Annotated in this window: 2 protein-coding genes (1 of these 2 cut by a window edge); one reads left to right on the top strand and one right to left on the bottom strand. The window is 71.4% G+C overall.

Annotated features, from left to right (window positions below):
* Positions 1 to 23,191, bottom strand: the 5' portion of a protein-coding gene (locus ABD705_RS07785; RefSeq protein ID WP_344782252.1) for a hypothetical protein. 8,669 nt of this gene lie to the left of the window's left edge; only the first 23,191 of its 31,860 coding nucleotides appear in the window; it begins with the start codon at positions 23,189 to 23,191; its stop codon lies off the left edge, out of view.
* On the opposite strand from ABD705_RS07785, the gene ABD705_RS07780 reads away from it, so the two are divergent.
* Positions 23,154 to 23,597, top strand: a complete 444-nt coding sequence (locus ABD705_RS07780; RefSeq protein ID WP_344782250.1) for a hypothetical protein — start codon at positions 23,154 to 23,156, stop codon at positions 23,595 to 23,597. The genes ABD705_RS07785 and ABD705_RS07780 overlap by 38 nt on opposite strands.

Genomic DNA, 23,597 nt, shown 5'->3' with positions numbered 1-23,597 from the left:
CGTTCAGCAGGTCGACCTGGCGCGCCTCGGACGGCTGCTGTCCGATGCCGAACGGCGGCGTGTCGACCTCGCCGGGCAGGATGACGGCGTTGTTCAGGGTGTGCTGCTCGCCTGCCGTGCCGCCGTCGATCTGCAGCGGGCCGCGAATGGCCGACAGCAGATGCGGCTGCTTCGGGAACGTGTACAGGTCGGCGCGGCCGGCCGGCAGCACGTAGTTCGGGTCGGCCGAGACCGTGACGGTGACCGGCATCCACCAGTTCGTCTGGTCGAACGTGACCGCCGGCATCAGCGTGCCGCCGATCGAGACCAGGCAGACCCGGCCGAGCGGGCTCGTCGCGCACCCGGGGTCGGTCGCGATCAGCACCTGGCCGTCGGTGACCAGCGCCACCGTCACCTGTGCGGTCGGCGCCGACAGCAGCCGCACCGTGAAGGTGTCGGTGATGCCCGCCGTGCCGGCGCCGGTGACGCTGACGACGGTGCTGCCGCCGGTGGGCGCCGTGTAGACGCCGGGTGCGCTGTCGCCGTAGACCATCACGTCCAGCTGCGCGGTGACGCCGTCGAACGTGGCGTCGCGACCGGCTCCGGCGGCGAGCGTGCTGATCTGCAGCGTCGTGTAGCCGGCATCCGTCCGACGGAAGTCGACGGCGGCGCGCACCGTGATGACGACCGCGGGGGTGGTGTCGGTCGGGCGGAAGGTGACCAGGTAGGTCTGGATGCCAGAGACGACGTCACCGAGCGCGAACCGCGAGTCGGTGCTGGAAAGGATCAGCCGCGCGTCGGTCGGGGTGATGACCTCGGTGACGGTGCCGGTCGGGGTGTGCGAGAGCGCGAGCGAGAACGTGTCGGTCAGCTGCGTGATCGTGGTTCCTTCGATCACCGTCGTGTCGTTGTCGGGGGCGCCGGATCCATCGAGGGCTGTGACGTCGATGCCGGCGGCGAGGTTGTCGCGCACCGTGACGGTCACGTCGCGCACCAGCGTGCCGGCGAAGACCGGGTCGGCGCTGATGACCGAGTGCGCGAGGACCACCTTGATGGTGCCCTGCGGGGTGGTGTCGTTGGCTGCGGCGACCCAGACCGTCTGCGCGGTCATCCAGTTCATCGTCGTGAAGTGCAGCACCACCGACCGGTTCGCCACGCCCAGGTCGCCCAGGCCCTCGTACTGGGGCACACCGTCGACGTACACGGTGCGGAAGTAGTCGGCGGCCGACGAGCAGGCGGCGGCCGTGCCGGTGCACAGGTAGACGGTGTCGGCGCCGGGACGGGTTTCGTCGGGGCTGACCCCGGCCGAGACGGTGATCCAGACGTCCGAGGTGGGTGCTGCGGCCAGGGCGACGGTGTAGGAGTCGATGCTGCCGATCGCGCCGGTGCCGGTCAGCCGCCCCACCGAGGTGGCTCCACCGGTCTCGGCGATCACGACGGCGCCCTGCGTGGGCCGGGCCACCGAGACCGGGATGCCGGCGGCCACGACGTCGTGGTAGGCGGGGTCGTTCGAGCTGACGAGTTCGTTGATCGTGGAGTGCGTGCCGTTGGGGTCGCGGCTGACCACGTCGCCCACGACGTCGCCGGCGACGTTGATCACATCGCTGCCCAGTCCCCCGAGCACGCGGGTGACCACGCCCAGCGCCGTGGAGAGCACGTCGATGGTGTCATCGCCCTGCAGCGCGTCGACCTCGACGACCTGCACGTTGCCGTAGTCGACGGCCAGGCCGGCGCCGTAGATCGCGGTGGCGGTGACGACGATGTGGTCGGCGAATTCGGTGCCTAGCACCACCATCTTGTTGAACCCGGTGCCGCCGTCGACCGAGACCGGCGCGTTGACGTTGTACTTCACCTGGTCGTCGCCGGAGCCGGCACGTACGTCGGTCTGCGCAGCAGTGCTGAAGCCGAGGCCGAGGACGGGGCTGGGCAGCACGGTGGCGACGGTGGCGCCCGTGAACGTGCCCGCGACGAGGATGCCCTGCACGGTGAGGGTGGTCGCGGTGACCTTGGCGATCACGTACGGCAGGCACGGCTGCGCTGCGCTGGCAGCGCACCCGGTCAGGTTGTCGTTCGCCCCGGCGCCGACCAGGGCGAGCGCCTGGCCCACGAGGTAGCCGTCGGTGACGAAGCTGCCGCCGGACCGGGTGATCGTGCTGGTGCCGTCCGCGGCTGCGGCGGTGATGATGGTGCTGCGGGCGATGGGCCCGTTGCCGATCGCGACCGTGAAGGTGCCGCTGTGCTGCAGCGGTGCCGTCGTCGTAAGGCCCGCGGCGAGGGTGATCGTGGTGGCGGTGACGGCGCTGATCACGGCGGCGTGCGACGCGTCATGGTCGTCGCCGGTGCCGGCACCGGTCAGCGTCAGCGTCTGCCCGCGGGCGAACCCGTCGGCGATGAAGCTGCCGCCATCGCTGCGGGTGATCGTCCCGGTCGCGGCGTCGATCGTGACGGCGCCGGTGAAGACCGGCCCCAGGATCAGCGTGCCCTGCGCGTCGGTGCGGGCCAGCGCGAACGCCTGGATGAGGAAGAGGTCGTTGTCGGCATCCCCTTCCAGCCGCAGGGCGGCGTGGTTGGAGTACACCGTGAACACGTCGTCGCCGCTGCCGCCCTGAGCGATCAGCGGTGCGCTGGTGCCTTCGGACAGGTAGCCGCGGGTCGTGGCGATCGTCGGGAACCAGTCGGCGGGCGACAGACCGCTGTAGGCGGCGTCGCGGCGCATGCCGAACAGCTGGCCGATCTGGAACGTGTCGGCGCCCGCACCGCCGTCGAGGTTCGTGATGGCGGCGTTGTCATCGACGGCGAAGTGGTCGTTGCCGCCAAGGCCGAGCACCGAGAACATGCCGTTGACGGCGTTGTCGTAGGTGATCCGCTCGGAGACCCCTGCATAGCCGGAGGTCTGCGTCACGGCCAGCGGGTCGACGCCCGCCACCGCCGCCGGGTGCAGCACTGCGACGTATGCGGGACGGTTCGCGCACGTGGTGCCGGCCAGCCCGCAGTAGATGTCGGGGCGGGCGGCGGATTCACCGGGCAGGTACGACGCGGCGCGCAGCAGGAAGATGTCATCGGTCGGGTAGGGCAGGCCGGTGGTCGGGTCGATGCCGTTCGCGGTGCTGTCGGCACCGCGCACGGTGAGGGTGTCGACGCCGTCGTCGGCCCGCCCGCTGTCGAGCACGTTGACGACGTAGTGGGCGACGCCGTGCGCGCTGCCGTGGGTGTAGACGAGGTAGTGGTCGGTGCCGGCCTGGCCGTCCAGGCTCAGCGTCGTGCCGGCGCGCGGCATGGTCGGCAGCAGGTAGACGGTGATCGTGTCTTCGCCGTCGCCGACCGGCGCGAAGCCCCCGAATGCGGTGGGCTGAGCGGAACCGTAGGCGCGGGTCTGGCCGCCCAGCAGGGTCTGGTCGAACGTGATGTGGTCGTCGTCGCCGTTTCCGAACACGCGGGTCAGCCCCGCCGCGGTGACCTCGCCGCGCAGCACGATCATGGTGCCCTCGTGGGCGGTGGCGTCGGTCACGCCGGGGTGCCAGTCGCCGTGGATGTCGATGTTGCCGGTGGCGCTGGTCGGCTGGCTGGGGTCTGTGGTGTTGCCGGTGCCGGGGTCGCCGGCGGCGGTTGTGGCGAGGATCTGACCGCTCGGGTCGGTGACGACGTCGTCGGCCGCCAGCAGCAGCACGTTGCCGTTCTCGGCCTCGATGAGCCCGTTCGGGACGACCTGCGGGGCGTTCTCGCGCACCAGGGTGCTGCCTGAGTGCAGCAGCAGGATGTCGTTGCCCTCGACCGCGGTCTCGGTGGTGGTGATGCGCACGTCACCGTGCGTCGTGTGGGCGAGCACCACGTTCGCGGGTCCGTCGAGCTCGGTGAGGTGGATGCCGGTGTCCGCCTGCGCGGCGATGTCACAGGTCGCGGTGACTGCGCGCTGGGCCGGTGTGGCGTTCAGCCAGTCCAGGGTGAACGTGCTGAGGCATCCCACCCCTGCGGCGGAGTCGAGCTTGAGGTCGCCGGTGAATACGCCGGTCGCCGCCTCGGTCTCGGTGCCGATGCCTCCGCCGACGGCGAGCAGGTCGATCGTGTCGCCGGTGACGTTGACACTCGTGCCGCCGGCTGCCCCGCTGCCGTCCGCGCGCGGGTTGTGGCCGTCGCGGATGGAGCCGGCCGCCGTCGCCAGGCTCACGTCGGCGCAGCCGGCTGCGCTGGCGCCGTAGCAGGTGGTGATGGTGTTGACGTTGAGATCGCCGGGGTGCGCGTAGCCGGCCGAGCTGTCGCCGACGGTCTCGGTGAGGCGGATGACCCCGGTCGCCGAGGCGGTGACGACACCGAATCGGTCATACGACGAGTCGATCTCGAGGAAGTTGACGTCCTGCCCGATCGTGCCGCCGTTCGCGGTCATCGTGATGTTGACGCCGACCACGTCGGCCTCGGGGTCACCGGCGGCCGGCGGCAGCGTCGACCCGACCGGCGCGTCGACGATGGACGCCGGAGAGATGAGCGTCACATCGTCGTCGGTCGACGTGATGAGCCCCGCGCGCAGGTCGCGGTTGGGGCCGGCGGCGATGGTCTGCGTCGTCGTCGTGACGAAGTCCGTGGCGTCGGGCAGTTCGCCGGTCTGCACCTGCAGGTGGATCGCGGTGCTGTCACCGGCGCTCTCAGTGAGCCTGACGAACCCGTTCGTCACGGTGTTGACGTTGCCGTTGCGGTGCACCTCGACCAGGCCGATGACGTTGATGCGGGTCGCCGTGCGACTCGGGTCGGCGGCGGCGACCGTCACGGATCCGTTCGCGATGGCCGACCCGGCATCGAGCAGGCTGAAGTCGTAGGTGCTGGCGACGGCGTGCGGTGTGTCGCCGAAGGCGCCGGCCTCGTACAGGCACGGGCGGACGGTGCGTCCCGTGCAGTTCTGGTCGGGGCGGAAGAAGTTGTAGTACGACCCACTGGACGGGCTCTCGGAGGGCACGACGACCAAGATGCCGGGCACGGCGGGCGCACCCGTGCCATACAGGGTGGCCTGCAGCAGCAGATTCAGGTCGCCGCCGGCGACGAGCTGGTCGATCGCGATCACGTACGCCGGGTTGCCGGCGATGGCCGGGTCGGGGATCGACGCGTCGCGCAACCAGGTGCGCAGGTCGAGGTAGGCGTCCAGCCCCGCGGTCGCGGTGATCACGAGCGGATGACCGGCGAACTGGATGAGGTCGACGCTGACGCGCTGCGCGGCCGAGCCGATGCTGCCGGCCGGGGCGTCCAGATGCAGCACGTTCGTCGTGATCAGCGTGGTGTGCCCGTCCACGCTCTGACCGCGTCCGGTGGCCGCCAGGATCGACCCGCCGACGTTCAGAACATCGGTCTCGCCGATCGGGTTGCTGATCGTGCCGGCGAGGGTCAGCGCGGATGCGCTGGTGTTGTCGATGACGACGCGGCTGGGCGTGACGATCTGCACCAGGGCGAAATGCACCGTCACATCGTTGCTGCCGGCAGACGTGTTCAGCGTGACCTTCGGCCTGGCGTCCTGGTTGATCACGTCGATGTCACCGATGTACATCGGCAGGGCGGAGTGGTTGATCAGGGTGACGGCGTCGAAGTTCTGGTGGAACGTGAAGGTGCCCCAGAAGTGCGCACCGACCTGGCTGCCGCCGCTGATCGTGCCGCCGGCGCTGGTCATGTAGATGTCGCCGGTGCCGGTGTTGCGGATGTCGCCGACGGTGACGGCGCCGGTCAGCTGCGTCTGCAAGTCGGGGTTCTTCATGCCGTTGACGGTGACGTTTATCGCGGTGGCGATCGTGCCGTCGGGGTTGACCACGAGATAGGGGTCGGGTCCGGCATCGACGATGACGTCGGAGTTCCAGTTGATGCTGCGGCTGTAGCCGGCGCTGTCGCCGAAGGTCGGGCCGACGTTCTCGGCCTGCACGTACAGCACGAGGTTCGGGTCGTTGTCCTGTTTGACCAGCGGCGATGCGGGCGCGTTGCCGGCCTCGTTGACGTGGGGGATGAGTCGCGCGCCGGCGTAGACGGTCACGCCCTGGCTGCCGGTGACGGTGTTGGTCAGCTGCGCGCTGTCGCTGTAGTCGTCGTGCGACGGGCCGATGCAGTGACACGACGAGTCGTGGCTGCTGAGGTAGGTCCACCGGGTGTGCCACGAGCGGATGTCGACACCGTAGCGCCCGGTGAGGGTCGTGTGCGTGCCGCTGTCGCCGTCCAGCTGCGCCAGGTCGGTCGAGGCGATCGTGATGCCGCCGCCCACGTGTGTGACGCCGAACAGGGCGTACATCGTGGCGTGCACATACGCCGTGCTGGTGCCGCCCGAGGTGGCCAGCACCTGTGCGGTGTCGCCGGCGACGTGCGCGTTCCGGCCGATCGTGGCGGTGGTGTCATCGGTGACGTTGGTCGATCCGTCGGCGGTGAAGCCGCCGGCGAAGCCGCCGCCCTCGCTGTGCGCGTACAGGTTCGTCAGGGGGGTGGTGGATGCCTTGACCATGACGTTTCCGCCGGAGTCCAGCGAGGTCGAGGGCGCCACGGTCGCGGTCGTGGTGACCGTGACGGTCAGGGTCGAGTGCACGACGCCGACGGCGATGAAGCCGCCGCTGCCGTTGTCGGACGAGACCGTGTCGTTGGTCAGGTTCTCGGCCTGCACGCTCACGTCGCCCACGGCGGTGATCGTGCCGCCGACCGAGGCGGTGACCTTGCTCGTGTCGGTCAGTTCGGCGGTGGGCACCGCGACGCTGACGAACCCGCCGCTGCCGCCGGCGGCGGATGCCGACGACTGGCCGTCACCGGGCGGGGGTGACAGCTGGCGCAGCGATGTGTACGGACCCGCGGCTGGGCTGGTCGAGGCGTACAACTCGTACATCCCGCTGGGGACCGAGCCGAATACGATGTGCAGGCTGTCGGTCGGGCAGGTCGCGGCCGTGCAGTCGGTCAGCGCGAGTCCGGTCGCGAAGATGTGCTGCGGGCCGAAGACGGCTGGGGCCGTCCAGTCCTGGCCGTGCACGGTGTCGGTGGCGGTGGTTCCCAGCGTCACCGCGGTGCCGTCGAGGTGGGTGAGCGAGAAGCCAGACGCGGTGCGGTCCTTCACGAGGTAGGTGTAGCCGTCGACCAGGCCCGAGATCGGGGCGGGTGTGATCTGCTGCACGGCCTTGTCGTCGGTGGGCCGGGTGATGTGAATCGGATTCGGGCCGTCGGTGCACGTGTTGGAGCCGCACGCATAGTCATGCGAGGTGGTGTCGTACCGGGTGGCAGCGAGCCGGATCACATAGTCGTTGACCACGATGACGTAGTAAATGCCGCCGTCGGTGAGCCCACCGACCGGCGCCCCGCCGTAGGTGTGGTAGATGACGCGCTGGCCGGTGACCAGACCGTCTTTGGCGAGGTTCGGCGTACCGTCGTCGTTCGTGCTCAGATACGGGCCCACGACGATGTCGTACTGGCTCGCATCGTCTGGGTAGCAGTGGTCCTTGTCGCTGCAGGTGGGCGTGACGCCCACCGCAGCCTGCCGGAACGACAGCGCAGGAGACGTCTGGTAGGTGACCCGCTGACCCTCCGTGAAGGTGTTGGCGAGGTTGATGGTGTTGCCGCCGACCTGGGTCGGGTCGAAGGTGAGCTTCGCGGCGTTCGCGGCGGCGGCGCTGGTGTACAGCTGGATCGTGTAGTCATCGATGACCCGCACGTACAGCGTCTGCCCGGCGGAGATCGTGCCATTGATGGATCCGGTGCCGGCCAGGACCACCGGGTCGCCGTCTGCGAAGTTGTGCGGCGAGGCGAACCGGATCGTGGATCGGTTCGGGTCGATGCCGGCGTGGCCGGTGAGGTCACTGGAGTCGACCGTGGCCGTGTTGAAGGTGTCGCCGAACTGCAGGGTGTCGGCGTCTGCGGCCAGCACGGTGTAGATGCGGCCGGTCTGCAGACCCGTCGTCGACGGGCCGATGTAGAGCACCGTGTCGCCGTCGGCGAGCCCATGGCTGGGGAAGTAGACCGTGCCGGCGGCACTGTCGATATTGACCTCATTGGTCGTGGTGCCGGCGACCGTGTGGATGCCGCCGGTGGCGTAGCTGTCGCCCAGCGGGGTGCCGGTGGCCTTCGTCTCAGCACGCACGGTGACATCGCCGCCGGCGTCGACGTGCACCCCGGTGCCCAGGAAGGCCGTGACGGTGGGGGCCGTCGTGACCTTCGCCCATGCGGTGCCGACGTCGACTCCGCCGCCGCCGTAGCTCTTCGCAGTGGCGTTGCCTTCGGCGCGGGTCGAGGTCGCCAGCACGCTCACATCCCCGGTGACCCGGATGGGGGTGGCCGTGGCGCTGGTGGCGCTGCCGACCGAGGCGGTCACGGTGGGGCTGACGGTCGCTTCGCTCTGCGTCCCATGCACGTCGATGGCACCGCCGGCTCCCGCCACCGAGATGACGTTCGCGGTGGACGTGTCACTGGCGGTGACCGACAGTGATCGCGGTGCCGCGGCCGCGCTGGCGGTGCCGCCGATCACCACGCCGTCGGCGACGGTTGCCGTGGTGCTGCCGTCCACGGTCCCGAACGCGATCAGGATCGTCGCGGCGACGAGGCCGCCCGCACCGCCCTTGTTCGAGGACGAGACGGTCTGGCTGTGCTGTGCGCTGACGGCGATGGTGGTGTCGGTGCCCAGGATCTTCGCGCCGGTGGCCAGGCCCGCCGCGACGGCCCCGCCGACGGTGCTGTCGGCCTTCGCGCCTGCGCCCGACGCCAATCCGACCGAGACGATGAGCACGTCGGTGGACGCGGTGTCGGTTCCGATCGCGGCCACGGTCAGTGATGCGCCCTGGCGCAGCGTGCCCGCGAAGGTCGCCGAGGCGCCGGCCGAGTCGATGGCGGTGGCGGTGAACGCCGTGATGGCCACGGCGCCGCCTGCGCCGCCGTGCGTCGCGGCGCTCGCACTGTTGGTCGCCGTCGCGCTGACAGTGGCCCCGTCGGCACCGAGAGTGAGGTCCGCGCCCGTGCCGACCGATGCGGTGACGTCGGCACCCGACGTGATCTCGGCGACGGTGCTGACCACCGTCACTGCGGCCAGGCCGATGCTGACCGGGGTGGACGAGGTGGTGGCCGTGTTCGTGCCGTTCGCGGTCACGGCAAGGCCTGCCCCGGTGACCGTGCCCATGAAGGACGCCGCCACACCGCCCTCGATCCGGCTGGTGGGCACCCCCACGCCGATGGCCAGGAAACCGCCGGATCCGGCGTCCGACGTCGCGGCGGCCCTGTTGATCCCGGTCGCGGTGAAGGCAGCGTCGCCGGAGACGCTCAGCTCGGCGCTCGACGATGCTGTGGCGGAGACGACGGCGTCGGAGGTGACATGCGCGTAGCTCGCCGAGGCCGACACGGTCAGCGCGCCGATCCCGACCGACAGCGTGTCGGCCTTCACCGCGGAGCCGCCCGTCGCCGTCACGGTCAGGCCCGCGCTCTGCACCCATCCGGCGACGCTCGCGGCGATGGGAGCTCCGACGGTGGCGGCTGCGGTGAAGACGCCGGCGTGGATCGCACCCCCGCCACCGCCCTTCGCGAGCGCCGTGGCCGCGTTCTGACCGACCAGGCTGCTCGTGACGCTGATGGCGCCGCTGGTCGTGACGTGCGCCGATGCGCCGATCGCCGCCGTGGTCGCAGCATCCTTCATCACCGTCGCCGTCGCGGTGGCACCCGCGCCGCCGGCGAGTCCGATCGAGACGACGATGGTGGTGGCGGTGGCGGTGTTGTGCCCGGTGGCCGAGACCGCGAGGTTTGCGGCGTCGACGGTTCCGGCGACCGTGGCACTGACTGCGCCGGCGATCGTGGCCGAAGGCAGCATCGCGACAACCGAGATGCCCGCGCCGAACGCCCCGCCGTTCGACGACGCGGTCGCGGTGTTCGAGCCGGTGGCGGTGACCGATGTGGCGCCGGTGACCGTCACGTTCGCGCTCGTCGTGACGTTCGCCGCGACATCTGCGGTGCTGGTGATACTCGCCTCGGCCGACGACCCGGCGCCGCTGAACAGCCCCACCGCGACCGCCAGGGCCGTCGCGGTTGCCGTGTTGCTTCCGGTGGCGGTGACGGTCAGGGACGCAGCATCGGTGATCGCGCCGCCCGCCGACGCGGTGACCGCCCCCGCGATGCGGGCGGTGGGCACGCTCACGCCGATGCTGAGGCCGATCGAGCCCGACCCGGTGTTCGATTCGGATGTCGCGGCGTTGCCGCCGTGCGCGGTGACCTGCACCGCGCCGTCGGAGGCGATGCTGCCGCCGGTGATCTGGGCGGTGACGTCGGCCGTGTCGGCGATCGCGGCCAGCGAGCCGGCCCCTGTTGCCGAGCCGAACCCGGCACCGGTGACGGCGGTGGTCTTCGCGGTCACGGTGTTCGATCCGGTGGCGGTCACGGCCACTGAACCCGAGCCGGTGACCGTGCCGGCCACGGTGGCGGTCACGGCTGCGGCGATCTCGGCGTCCGAGACCATGACGGCCACGCCCGCGAGGGAGCCACCCGCGCCGCCGTTCGCCTTCGCTGTGGCGGCGTTGCCGCCATCCTGCACGGCGGCCGTGATCGCCACGGCGCCACTGCTGTTGAGGGCGGCGGTGGAGCCGACACCGGCGGTGATGGCGGCGCCGTCGGTGACGTGGGCCTGCGCATAGGCGCCGGCTGCGCCCGCGCCGAGCGAGACCGAAACGACCGTGGCGGTCGATGTCGCGACGTTCTCGGCACGTGCGGCAACCGTGATCGACGATGACTGCGTGACGTCGCCGTCGAGTTGGGCGGTCGTGTGCCCCGACACCGTCGCGAACGGCAGCATGAGCGCGAGGGAGATCGCTGCACCGGCACTGCCGCCGGGGGCGCGCGCCTGTGCCTCGTTCCAGGCGGTCGCCGTGACCTCGACGTCGCCGGCGGCGTTGACGCTTCCGGTGCTGAGCATGGCGGCCTCGGTCGAGCGGTCGTCGGTCGCCAGGGCCAGGGTCACTCCCACGCCGACGGCCCCGCTGAGCGCGATGTTGAGGGTGTCGGCGAGGATGCCACGGTGGTTGCCGGTCGCTCGCACGATGACGTCGCCGCCGATGCGCACTGCGCCGTGGGCGCCGGATTCGGCGCGGGTCGTGCCGCTGTAGGTGATCACGGCGACGGCTCCGCTGAGGGCGCCGCCCACACCGCCTTGCGCCGACACGGCGAGGTCGGTCGGGGTGAAGGTGTCGGTCGCGACCACGCTGATGCCGCCGATCGGCCCGGCTGCGCCGATCGCGACGTCGCCGATCGAGGCGAGGGTGTCGCCGCTGACCAGCACGACGGCGACGGCGGCTCCCACACCGACCACGCTGACGCCGACGCCGACCGCCAGGCCGGCGACATCCCGGTTCGCGGTCGCACTGACATCGATCAGGCCCGCGGTGGGGATCGCTGCGTTGTCTTCGATCTGCGCCGTCTGCGCGCTGCTGTCGACGATGACCACGACCTGCCCGGCGATGGCCAGGCCGCCCACCACGCCGCTGGCGACAACGCCGAGCACGTCTTCGTCGAGTTCGGCGTGGACGCCCACGGTTCCACTGGCGCTGACCGCCGCGCCGTCGGCGACGGCCGCCGTGGTGTTCTGGCCCAGTGAGAGCACCGCGACGCCGGCGCCCAGCGCACCCAGCCCCACGGCGGCGACACCGGCGACGGCCACGACGTCGAGGCCGTCGGTTGCGCGCACCTGCACGTCGCCGCCCAGCGCATGCACGGTGCCGAACACGGTGGCCGACGTGCCGGTGGCCGGTGCGGGCTGCGTGAACGGCGTCGAGGCGACACTGCTGCCGGGCGTGGCACCGGTCACGCCGCTGCGGCCGCTCGCCGACCCGTCGGCGATGCGCTGCTCATAGCCGGAGGCGGTGCGCCAGTGCGCGGTGTCGAGGTCGGGGCTGACGGTGGAGTCTGCGATGTCGGCGGTGGCGGCATACGTCGTGCCGTTGTACGTGACGAGGGTGCCGTTGGCATAGCCCACACCCGAGGTCCACGCCCCGGCGCTGCCGGCCAGGACCGAGCCGTAACCGCCGCCCGACCCCGACGCCACGTCGTCGGCGGCGCCGGTCGATCCGCCCGTCGGGTCCTGGTCGCTCAGCGACCAGTAGGTCTTGTCCAGGGGTGCCGGGGTCTGCCCTTTGTTGTTCTCCCGTGCGGCGTACGTCTTGACGCCGTTGCCGTCGTCGTAGGTGACGACGTCACCCGCCGCATAGGTGGCGGTGGGGCTCCAGACGCCCTTGTTCGGGCCCTGGTCGTTCTGCTGGTAGGTCTTGGTGGGGGTGGCCCCGACCGTCCACACCGACACGGCGCCGGCGACGCCGACGACACCGCCGCCGACGCTGATCGCGTACGTCTGGATGTTCTTCAGGGCCAGCGCCGCCAGCGACACGCCCTGGCGCGCCCAGATGTCGCTGCCGACCCCGAAGTACGACTGCACGTTGACGTTCGCGATGCCGATGTCGACACCGCCGGCCACGCCGACCAGACCGCCGGCGATGCCGCCGGCGAACGTGACGGTGCTCAGCTGGTCGGTGGCGGTCACGGCGACCGCCTGCGCTGCGCCGACCGACGTGTCGATGCCCGAGGTGCCGCGGTTGACGATCGTGCTCTGGGCGATGAACGCCTTCACCGTGACCGTGAGCAGCGTCACTCCGACGCTGCCGCTGATGGCGGCCGCGCCGACCGCGAGCCCGGCGACGATGCCGAAGAACCGCTCGCTGGAGGATGCCTGCACGGCAAGGCCACGGAAGCCGGCGGTCACGCCGAAGGCGCCGTCTGAGACCGTGCCGTCGTCGATGCCGTCGAGCCCCGCGGCGGTCGCCCGCACCGTGACGATGTTCGACGCGCCCAGGTACGCTTCGGTGTCTTTCGTCACGACCACCACGCCCACGCCTGCCCCGACCCCGGCCCACACGCCGCCGGCGACGTTCGCGGCGACCTGGACGAGCAGCGTGTCATCGCTTGCCGCCAGCAGCAGGTTGCCACCGGAGACCAGCGTGGCGCCGTCTCCGGTCGAGGCGGTGGTGGTCGGGGTGAGCACGGTCACCCCGACGGTGCCGGCGACCCCGCCGTCGCCGCCGATCGCGACGGCGGCCGAGACGGCGATGAGCTGTTCGCGTGCGCGGGCGGTGATGATGATGTCACCGCCGGCGACGACTGCGGCGTCCGCACCGATGGTCGCTGTGGTGCGCAGGGTGACGACGCCGACGGCGACACCCGCGCCGGCCGAGACCGACCCGCTCAGTGCGACGGCGGCGGCAACAGCGAGGTCGTAGAAGCTGTTGCCGGCGGCGACGGCGACATTGCCGGGTGTGCTGACGTCGGCGCGCGCCCCGATCGTGGCGGCCGTGGTGATGCCCGCGACGACCACCGAACCCGAGATGTTCACGGCGACGCCGCCGCTGGCGCCGGCGCTGACGCCGATCGCCAAGAGCAGATCGCTGTTGGTCGCGGTGACGGCGACGCCGCTGAATCCGGTCTGCGTGCCGGTGGTGACCGTCTGCGGTCCACCCAGCCTGGCATCGGATGCCGGCAGTGCGCCCGAGGGGACGATGCTGTGCGAGCGGCCGGTGGCCACTGACCCGTCGAGCGGGATCGCCACGGGGCTGGCGGCGGTGCCGCAGTCTGCCGCTGTGCCGGTCGCGTGGCACTTGCTGTCGGCGAGTTCGATCGTGGGCCCGGTCGTGGCCGTGGCCGCATTGAGGATGATGAGGTAGTAGCTGTGGCCGTCGATGAGACCGCCGATGGGGGTGCCGCCGCCGGCGCTGTAGACGACCTGGTCGCCGGTCTTGGCGCAGTTGCCTTTGGCGCACAGCAGGTAGGGCAGGGTGATCGCGCTGCCGTTGATGTCATGGCTGGGGTCGAACCGGGGCACGATGCCGTCGCCCTGGCTGATCGGGGTGCTTGCGCGGCTGGTGGGCACGAAGCGCTGCGATTCGCCCATGCGGCCGCTGTCGGGGAGGATGAGGCGGATCGGGGGCCCGCGCGGAGAGGCGGCCAGTTGGATCTCGGTCGACGAGATCACGATCACGTAGTAGGCGGTGCCGCTGGTGAGGTTGCCGATGTTCACGCCGCCGCCGGAATCGTAGGCGACCTGCTGCCCGTTGGAGAAGCCGTGGTTGTAGCCGAGGTTGACGGTGTAGCCGTCGGGCTCGAGGCCGGGCGTCCCGTTCGGGCCGGGCGTGCCGGGTGTGCGCGGGTTGAACGTGGTGTCGGTGCTGATGACCTGGGTGGCGCCTGTGTTCACGGTCGAGTGGGTGATGCTTCCGGCCCGGGCGAACGCGGTGACCAGGGCATCGTCGCCGATCGTGGCGGTCGTGGACTTCGTGACGACGGGCACGGCGGCACCGGCGCCGATGGCGGCGCTGCCGCCGATCGCGACGTTGCCGGCGACGGTGTCGAGCGAGAGATGCTCGTCGGCCGACACGATGACGTTGCCGCCGGCGCGGACGACCGCGCCGGCTCCCACCGCAGCCGAAGTGGTGATCGAAATGACCGGCACCGCGGCGTTCACGGCGATTCCGACGGTTCCCCCGCCGGCCCCGCCGACGGAGATGGCGAGGATGTCTTCGCTCGAGACGGCGGAGACCACGATGTCGCCGGCGGCCTGTACGTGCGCGCCGCCGCCGATCGAGGCTGTCGTGTTCTTCGTGATCGCCTTCACATCGACTCCCGCGCCCACGCCGGCGGTGCCGCCGATGGCGAGCATGCCGGCCGCGCCGACGATGTGGCTGGTGTCGGTGGCGGTGACGACGACCGCCTGGGTGGGTGCGGCGGCGGGGTTGGTGCAGCCCGCGTCGACGCAGTTGACCAGTGCGCCGTCGCCGATGGATGCCTCGGTCGTGTCGCCGAGCACCAGGACGGTTGCCGAACCGGCCACGCCGACGTCGCCGCCGATGGCCCCGGCCATTGCGATCTGAGTCAGGTCCTGCGCCTGCCGGGCGTCGACGAGCACGCCCTGCTCCCCCGCTGCGCTGACGTCGCTGCCGGCGCCGATCTGGGCTTTCACCGGGCTGGTGCGCACGAGCACGGCCGCGGCAAGGCCTACGCCGGCGGTGCCACCGAAGGCGAGCCCCCCGGCGTAGAGCTGGATCTTCTGCACCGCGGTGCCGTCCAGATCGTCGGCGGCGCGGTACGCCTGGTCGCCGAGCGAGACCAGGTCGCCCTGCGCGTAGTGGCTGCCCGAGACCCAGGGGGTGACCGGCGCCCAGTGCGCGGCATCCGATCCCGGCGCCGTCGCCGACCCGCTCACATCGGCCGTCGCCCGGTAGAAGACGTCGCCGACGACCACGACCTGGCCGTTCGTGTAGCTGCCGCCGGACACCCAGGCGTCGGCGCGCTGCCAGTCCGCGCTGTCCAGGTCGGGGCTGATCGCGGATGCGGCGATGTCGCCGAGAGCACGGTACGCGATTCCGTCGAAGGTGACCACGTCGCCGGCAGTGTAGTCGGCGCCGCGGGTCCAGTCCTCCACCGCCGTCCAGTCGCTGGGCGCGTCGACGGCGCCGGTGATGTCGACGGTGGCCCGGTAGATCGCACCCGCGTCGGCGACCAGGTCGTCGATGGTGTAGTCGGATGCCGCGGCCCACGCGGCCGGCGCGCCCAGGGCGATCCAGTCGGCGGAGTCGGCATCCGGTGTCGTGGCGGTGCCGTCCGGCAGCAGCGGCGCGCCGAGCACCTGGACGAGCGCCCGATACGGCGTGCCCTGATAGTCGACGATCGTCCCGGTGGTGTAGACGGCGGCGGCGCTCCAGGTCGGCACGAGCTGCCAGCTGCCGGGCAGGTCGGTCGCGGCGGCCACCGTGCGGGCCGCGACGTACTGGCCGGCGTGGCCGCCCACGACGCGGCCCGCCTGATAGGTGCCGCCGGCGACCCAGGTGCCGGCAGTCTGCCAGTCGGCGCTGTGGTCGGGTGCGATCGCCAGCGACGGGTCGTCGGTGTTCTGGTGGGCCGAGACGACCAGATCGGCACCTGCGCGCACCACGGTGCCGGCGCCGATGGTGGCGGCGATGCCCTTCCCGCCCGCGGCGTTCTGCAGAATCACGATGATCGAGCCGGCGACGCCGACTTCGCCGGCCGCCCCCGCCGATGCGGCCACTGTCAGCACCGGATCGGTCGAGGCGGCGCTCAGCGTCGTCGTCCCGTCGGTGCGCACCTGTGCGGCCGATCCGATCGACGCCGTGACGGTGGTGTCGACGACGTCGACGATGACCGCCACGCCGATGCCGGCGTCGCCGGTGGACAACCCCAGGGCGCCGGCGATCTCGACCTGGTCGGTGTCGTCGCGGGCGAGCACGGCCAGGCTCTGCGTGGAGCCGCCGCGCCGGCGCTGGTCGACAAGGGCGCCGTCGCCGATGGTGGCCGTCGTCGTGCGGCTCCAGACGTTGACCACGAACGACCCGCCCAGCGACACCTGGCCGGTGCCGGCGCCGCCGGCCACGGCGATGGTCGAGACGGCGGGGGTGGCGACCTGGCTGCCGGGTGAGGGGATCAGCGAGACGCCGGGGATGCCTTCGAGTGCCGAGAGCAGGTGCGAGCCCATCAGCCCCACGTCCACGCCGAGCAGGCCGATGCTCGCGGTGCTCTCGACGGTCATCGCGTGTGCGGCGTCCAGCCGGGTGGGGGTGGCGATGGACGAGTCGACGGTGGCGGTCGTGGTGACCTGTTCGAGGATGTTGATGGCGATCGCGGCGCCGACGGCCGCGCCGCCCTGCGAGAGGGCACCGGCGATCGCGAGGTTCTGCAGGCCCAGCGGGTTGCGCGCTGCGATGGTCAGATCACCGGTGGAGTTCAGGTCGGCGCCGAATCCGACGTGGGCGGTCGTCGTGTAGCCGATGACGTTGAGCCCGACCGAGCCGGCGATCTGCGGGTTGCTCTTGCCGCCGGCGGCGGCCATGCCCCAGGCGATGACGCTGTTCTGCTCGGCTTCGCCGGTGCCGGCGTCCGTGGGAGTGCCGGCGAAGACGTGGATGCCGTCGGCACTGATCGTCGCCCCGCTGCCGATGTCGGCGGTGTTCGAGGCGGACAGGTAGGTGAACCCGACGGCAGCGCCGATGTTGGTCTTGGCGTCTTTCGGGTTGAGCGCGATGCCCAGGGCGCGGGCTGCGACGCTGGTGAGCTGAGTGGCTTCGACCTCGACCGCTCCGGCCGCGGTCACCGCGACGGACGGGAGGATGGCTGCTGTGTTGGCCGTCTGCAGCCAGACGATGGCGATTGCTGCTGCGACCCCGACGCCTCCGCCGGACTCGCCGCTCTGTGCTGCTGCTTTTGTGCCGCCCTGCTTTGCGGCGCTGTCTGCCGACGGGGGCGAGTTGGCGCCCTTGCCGCCGGCGTTGGGGTCCTGGGTGATCGTGTCGGTGGCGGTCGTGTCGGTGCTCTTGCCGCCCTGGGGCAGGTCGAATCCGCCGATCGCGCTGGCGTTGGCGGTGGCTGCGACATCCACTTCGGACTCGGCTGAGACGGTCACCTCAGCGGCGGTGACACCGCGGCCGAGCTGCGCCAGCGTGTTCCAGCCGATGATCACCGGCAGTGCGACGGCGGCGCCGACGCCGATGTTCTCAGCCTCGACATTGGCGTTGGCACTGGTCTCGGCGGCGTCGATGGTGTGCGTGGCACGGATCGTCACGGCTCCGTCGACCGTCAGTCCGACGGAAGCAGAACCCAGCATCGCGGTCGCGGTGTCGTCGGTGTCGACCACGAGCGCGACTGACGGGCTGAACGCGCTGCCGCCCTTCGTCCCGGCCTCGGCGACGGTCGTGATCGTGCGCTCGGACACGGCCGTGATGGTCACGTCGCCGCCGGCGCTGACCGGCACGCCGTCGGCGATCATCGCGATCGTCTTGGTCGGGGTGAGCACCTGCACGGCGACCGAGGCGCCCATGCCCAGGCCCGCACCGCTCGCGTCCTGCCCGGTGATGGCGGTGGAGATGTTGCAGGGCAGGCCGAACACCTGCGCGCAGGTCTTGAATCCGGCCTTGGACGACGCCTCGGCGGTGTCGTGCTGCACGAAGTCGGCGGTCAGCGTGACGTCGCCGGCGCCGGCATCCACCGACGCCCCGGCCGGGACGAGCGCCTCGGTGTCGGCGGCGACGATGTTGATCGCCAGGGCACCGGCCACCCCCAGCGTCGTGGCGTTGCTGGCGCCGGACTTCGCCGTGGCGGACACCGTGTGCACGGTGTCGACCGCGTCGCTGTCTTCGGCGGTGACCGGGGTCATCGTGGCGGTGACGGTCAGGCCCTCGGAAACGATCGCCGATGCGCCGGTCGTGGCGACGTTGGTCATCGACACGTCGTTGACGGCGACGCCCGCGCCCACTCCCACTTTGCCCTTCACGGCCGTGCTGCCGTTGGCTTCGCCGATCGCGTCGGTGTTCGCGCTGCTGGCGACGGTGACCGACCCGGTGTCGGCGGTGACGGCCAGGTGGTCGCCGATCGCCGCGCGAGAGGTGGTGGTCACCATCAGGATCGTGAAGGCGCCCGCGATCGACAGCGAAGCGCCGCCATTGTCGCTCGTGCCGGCGGTCGGCGTCGCCTTCTTACCGGTGTTCACCGTCGACAGCGCGTTGCCATGGCCGAGCACTCGGTCGGCGGTGCCGTTGATGCCACCGGCGGTCTGACCGCTCGCGCCCGGGGCGGCGGCATCCGTGCCGCCTTCGTTCGTCGACGAGCCGGTCGCGCTGATCGTGATCGCGCCGGTGGCGTGCAGGCTGCGCCCGAGCGTGGCGTGCACGTCGTCGGCGACGACGGCCAGCGCCAGAGCCAGGGCGATGCCCACCTTGTCGGGATCGGTGTCGCCGGCGGATTCGGTCGAGGTGCTCGCGGTCTGCGCTGCGACGATCGTGGCCGCGCCGGTGATCTCGAGCAGGGCGCCGGTGCCGACTTCGGCGGCGGTGGTGAGGTTCACGATCGTGAGGGCGACGGCCGGGGCCAGGGCGACCGCGCCGCCCGAACCGCTCACGGCCAGCGTGTCGGCTGTGTTGTCATCGGCCGCGTGCACGGCGAGGTCGTGCCCGCCGGTCAGCTGCACCGAGTTCTGAATGCCCGCCGTCGTCGTGACGTTGTCGATGCCCATCGCGAACGAGGCGCCGATGCCCATCTTCGGGCCATCGCTGTCATCGACGGCCACGAGGTAGTGCCGGTCTCCGGTGGCCGCTCCCGGGATCAAGACGAGCGCGTCACCGGCCATCGCCTGCGGGAAAGTCTCGGCGAGCTGGATGTAGCCGGGCTGGACCACGATCGCGTAGTAGATGCGGTTGTTCACCAGGGTCTTCGCCGACCCCGTGGTCAGCAAGGTCGGCTCGATGCCGATCGGGTCGCCGCCGCCGGTGCGGTAGACGACCTGGTCGCCGGTGCGCAGGTTGCCGTCCTTGACCGCATAGCCGAGGCGGATGATGGTGAGCTCGCCGTGGTCGTCGGCGAGGATCGCGGATGCCGGATCGAACGCGTTCAGGAACGGCAGCGCGGTGGACGATACGGCGACGCCGGACGCGGCATCCATCGTCACGTCGCCGGTGCCGGCCGCCACCTGGGCCGCGGACGTGGCGTCGGCGCGCAGCTGCGCGCTCGTGGTCACCGAGGTGATGTTGATGGCCACGGCACCGGCGACACCGAGCGTGCCGCCGCCCGAGGAGGCCGAGTATCCCTCGGCGTCGAGGGCATGCGTGCAGTCGACGTCCTCTTCGCCGCAGACCGGGTCGGCGATGTCGGCGACGGGCGTCATCGTCGCGCTCAGGGTCAGGCCGTCGGTGTGGATGACGGCGCCCGGTGCGACGTCGGCCGTGTTGGTCACGGTGGCCAGGTTCAGCCCGAGGCCCGCGCCGATCGCCGCGGTCGCGGCCTCAGTGGCGGTCTCGCCGTCGCCGACGGCCGAGGCGTCGGTGTTGGCCGAGGAAGCCAGGATGAGCGGGCCGCCGGTGACGGTGATGACGACGGTGCCGGGAAGGCTCACATCGCTGGTCGTGGTGACGAGGTTGAACGAGATCGCGGCGGCGACGCTCAGCGGCGCGTCGTTGTTGGCGGCGGTGCCGGCCGTGGGTGTCGTGGCGTTCTTGCCCTTGCTGGCGCCGTTGCTGCCGGCAAGGTTGTTCGCCATGCCGAGGAAGTCGTTGCCGATGTCGTTGACCGAGCCCAGGGTCGACGTGTCCCCGTCGGGTGCGCCGGCGGTGCCCGCCCAGGTCGAGGCCGAGGTCGCCGAGGATCCGGTGGCGCCGAATGCGGCCGAGCCGACCGCGGTGAGGCTGCGCGCCGTCGTGGCGGTGACGCTGTGGTCGGAATCGTTGACGGCCACCGAGACCCCGATCGCCCCGTTCGAGGTGGTGTCGCCGTTGGCGGCGGTGTCGACGCTGGCGATCTGGGTGGCCTGCGCGTCGAACGCGCCGGTGAGCACGAGGGTGCCGCCGGTGCCGAGTCCGGCGTGGGTGGTGACGTTCGAGATCGCGACCGAGACGACGGGGGTGAACGCGATGCCGCCCGATGAGCCCGCCTTCGACTCCAGCGACATCGTGTTCGTGGTGTCGGCGTACAGGCTCAGGTCGTGCGCGCCGGTCAGCTGCGCATCGTCGCCGATCGTGGCTTCGGCGGTGTCGTTGACGATGTTCACCGAGACGCCGGCGCCGACGCCGACGTTGTCGGACGGCGTCTCGACGAGGGTGAGCAGGTGGTCGGCTCCCGATTCGGGTTCGACGCCGAGGGTGAGCACGTGCGAGGACAGGTTCGGGTCGGCTGCCAGATCGACGAGCGAGAGGCTGCCCGAGATCAGCTGCACCCGGGTGACGCCCGCGGCGGGGTCATAGAGGCAGACCCCCGTGCCCGGGCAGTACAGATAGTAGGTCGCCCCTGAAGCGAGTCCGTCGATGTTGGTACCCAGGCCGTTCGTGTACACGACCTTCTGCAGGGTGCGTACGGGGAGGCCGGCGCCGTCGAGGAACGGGAAGGGCAGGTCGATGGTCTTGTGATCGGATTCGATCGCGGTCGCCGGGTCGAAGAACGATCCATACGGGCGGGCGCTGGTGGTCGAGGTGGTCTCGTGCGTGCTGGCCAGCGTGACGTCGGCGCCGTGCACGTTCAGCTTCGCGCCCGCATCGATCGCGGCGGTGGTGTGCACCGTGATCACGTTCACCGTGAACGAGCCCTGGAAGTTCACCGACGAGGCGGTCGCGCGCGGCAGGGTCGACACGCCGGCTCCCCCGCCGGCGATGGCATTCGTCTCGAAGCTCTGCGGCGATGCGGTGGCTTCGCCGGTCGTGGGATCGACCGGTCCGGTGGTGTCGACCGTGACAGTGCCGGTGACCAGGTCGACGGTCCCGCGGATCGCGGCCGTGGTGGTGGCCGTCGCGATCGCCACGGCGACCGAGGCGGCGAGCGACGAGCCGGACCGCAGCATCGCGTGGCCGTCGGCGAAGGTGGTCGCCGTCGTCGCGTCGTCGGCGTGCACGAGCACAGAGCCGGTGGCGGGGGTGGTCATGCCGAAGGTGCCTGAGGCCGGGGCGATGTAGGCCTGCGTGTCGGCGGTCACGTCCGTGACGGCGAGCGCGCCTGCGACGTTGACCGGGCTCAGCGCGGTGACGGCGCCGCCGAGGAACTGGGCGGGCGTGATGGGCAGGCCGCTGCCGTCGGTCACGTCAGTGGCGCCGCCGGGCGTGGCCGCGGCGGTGGTGGTCAGTGTATTCGCGCTGTCGGCGGTGATCGCCAGGCTCTGCGCGGTGTTGCCGGTGCTGTTCGCGTCGATGTAGGCCGTGGTCGACTCGTTCAGGGTGAGCAGCGCGACTCCGGCGCCGGCGGCCGCCAGCAGCGCACTGCCGTTGGCCGTGAGGTCGGAGACGGTGGTCGCCGCCAGGCTCAGCGCGCCCGCCACCTGGAAGTTCGTGGAGCCTGACAGGTTGGTCTGCGCCGTCGAAGTGACATCCAGCTTCGCGAAGGCGGCACTGACGGCGGGGTCGTTCGCTGTGCCGTCTGTCGAGGCGGCACTGGCCGTGACGGTCGAGTTGCTCGAGACCGAGACGTCGCCGCTGGAGACGATCGAGGTGTCCAGGAGCGAGACGGTCGCGTTCGAGTCGACGGTGATCACGCTGATGGGGGTCGCCGTGGTCGGGGATGCCGCGGCCGAGGCGGCGAGCGTGATCACACCGCCGCGCAGCGTGGCGCCGGTGAGCTGGATCGTGGCTCCGGGCGCGGCGGTGATGTGCCCTGTCGTGGCTGTGCCGTCGTCGGATGCCGTCGCCCGGAAGTCGATCGACCCGTCGCCGGCGCCGCCCTGCGTATTGATCGTGACGCCGTGCACGGTGATGGTCTCGGCATCCACCGTCAGCGACACTCCGGGGATGAGCAGGTCCGTGGAGAACGACACCGAGTCGTCGCCGGCGCCGCCGTCGATCACGACCGAGGTGGCCGTCGAGCCGAAGGCGAGGGACTCCATCGTGGGCGAGCTGACCGTGATGACCCCGGCGCTCACACCGACCACGATGGCATCGTCGCCGGCCGTGCCCGTCACGTGCACGGCGCCGGCGCTGAGCGTGATCGGCTCGAGCCCGGTGTAGGCCAGCGGCGTTCCGTCGATGCTCAGGCTGCCCGAGCTGTGGTCGATCGCGCTCGTGCCGATCGTGCCGCGCTGGCCGGCCACGACGAGCGTGTCGTAGCCGCCGGCGCCGCCGTCGAGCATCCCGGTCAGCGACCCGCCCGGCTGGACCGTGAAGGTGTCGCGGTTGCCGGCTGCTCCCGCGAGGTGGCCGACCCGCGTGAACGAGACCGCACCGAATGCGCCCGCGTCGGCACCGGTGACCGCCCACTGCGTGTCGGCGGCGGGGCCGCCGATCGTGTTCGCGCCCGCAGCGCCGTCGAAGCGGAAGGCGAGTCCTGCGGGGGCGCCGCTCACGTCGAACGTGACGGTGTCGTCGCCGGCGCCGCCGAGGATCACGACGCTCGTCGTCGCCCCGATCGGCGCCGCGACGACAGTGCCGTCGGCGCCGGTGAAGCTCACCGTGCCGGTGGCGGCGTCGTAGCCGACGGTGCCGTGCAGAGTCGCGGATCCCGCGGCGAGGGTCAGCGTGCCGCCTGATGCGACCCAGGCGAGGGCTGAGGTCGTGGTGGTCGAGTCCGCGGCCGTCGCCGATGCCGGGTCGGTCGACGTGGTCGCTGTCGAATCCGTCGACGTCGCCGCGGCCGGATCCGTCGAGGTGGCCGACGCGGTCAGATCGGTCGACGTGGTCGTCGCGGTCAGATCGGTCGACGTGGTCGTCGCGGCCGGATCGGTCGACGTGGTCGTCACGGCCGGATCGGTCGTCGCGGCCGGATCGGTCGACGTCGTCGCGGTTGAGGCGGTCGTAGTCGTGGTAGCGGGATCGGTCGAGGTGGTCGACGTCGGATCCGTCGAGGCCGGATCCGTCGACGCGGGATCCGTCGAGGTCGTCGACGTGCCGTCCGTCGCTGTGGTCGAGGTCGAATCCGTCGACGTGGCCGACGTCGTCGCCGCGGTGGTCGAGGCCGAATCCGTCGAGTCGGTCGTCGTAGCGGTGGTCGGTGTCGCAGTGCCGGTGGAGGTCGTGGTCCCGCTGTCCGACGATGCGGGTGCGGTCGTTGCCGGCAGCAGCGACCCGTCGACGTTCCACACCTGGCCGGCGGCGAGGGTCGGGGCCATCAACCCCGTCGTGTCATGGCCGAGGCCGAGGAAGTGA

It is taken from the genome of Microbacterium kribbense (assembly GCF_039537285.1).
In the GTDB taxonomy this organism is placed as follows: Bacteria; Actinomycetota; Actinomycetes; order Actinomycetales; family Microbacteriaceae; genus Microbacterium; species Microbacterium kribbense.
This window is presented reverse-complemented; position numbering and strand designations above follow the sequence as displayed.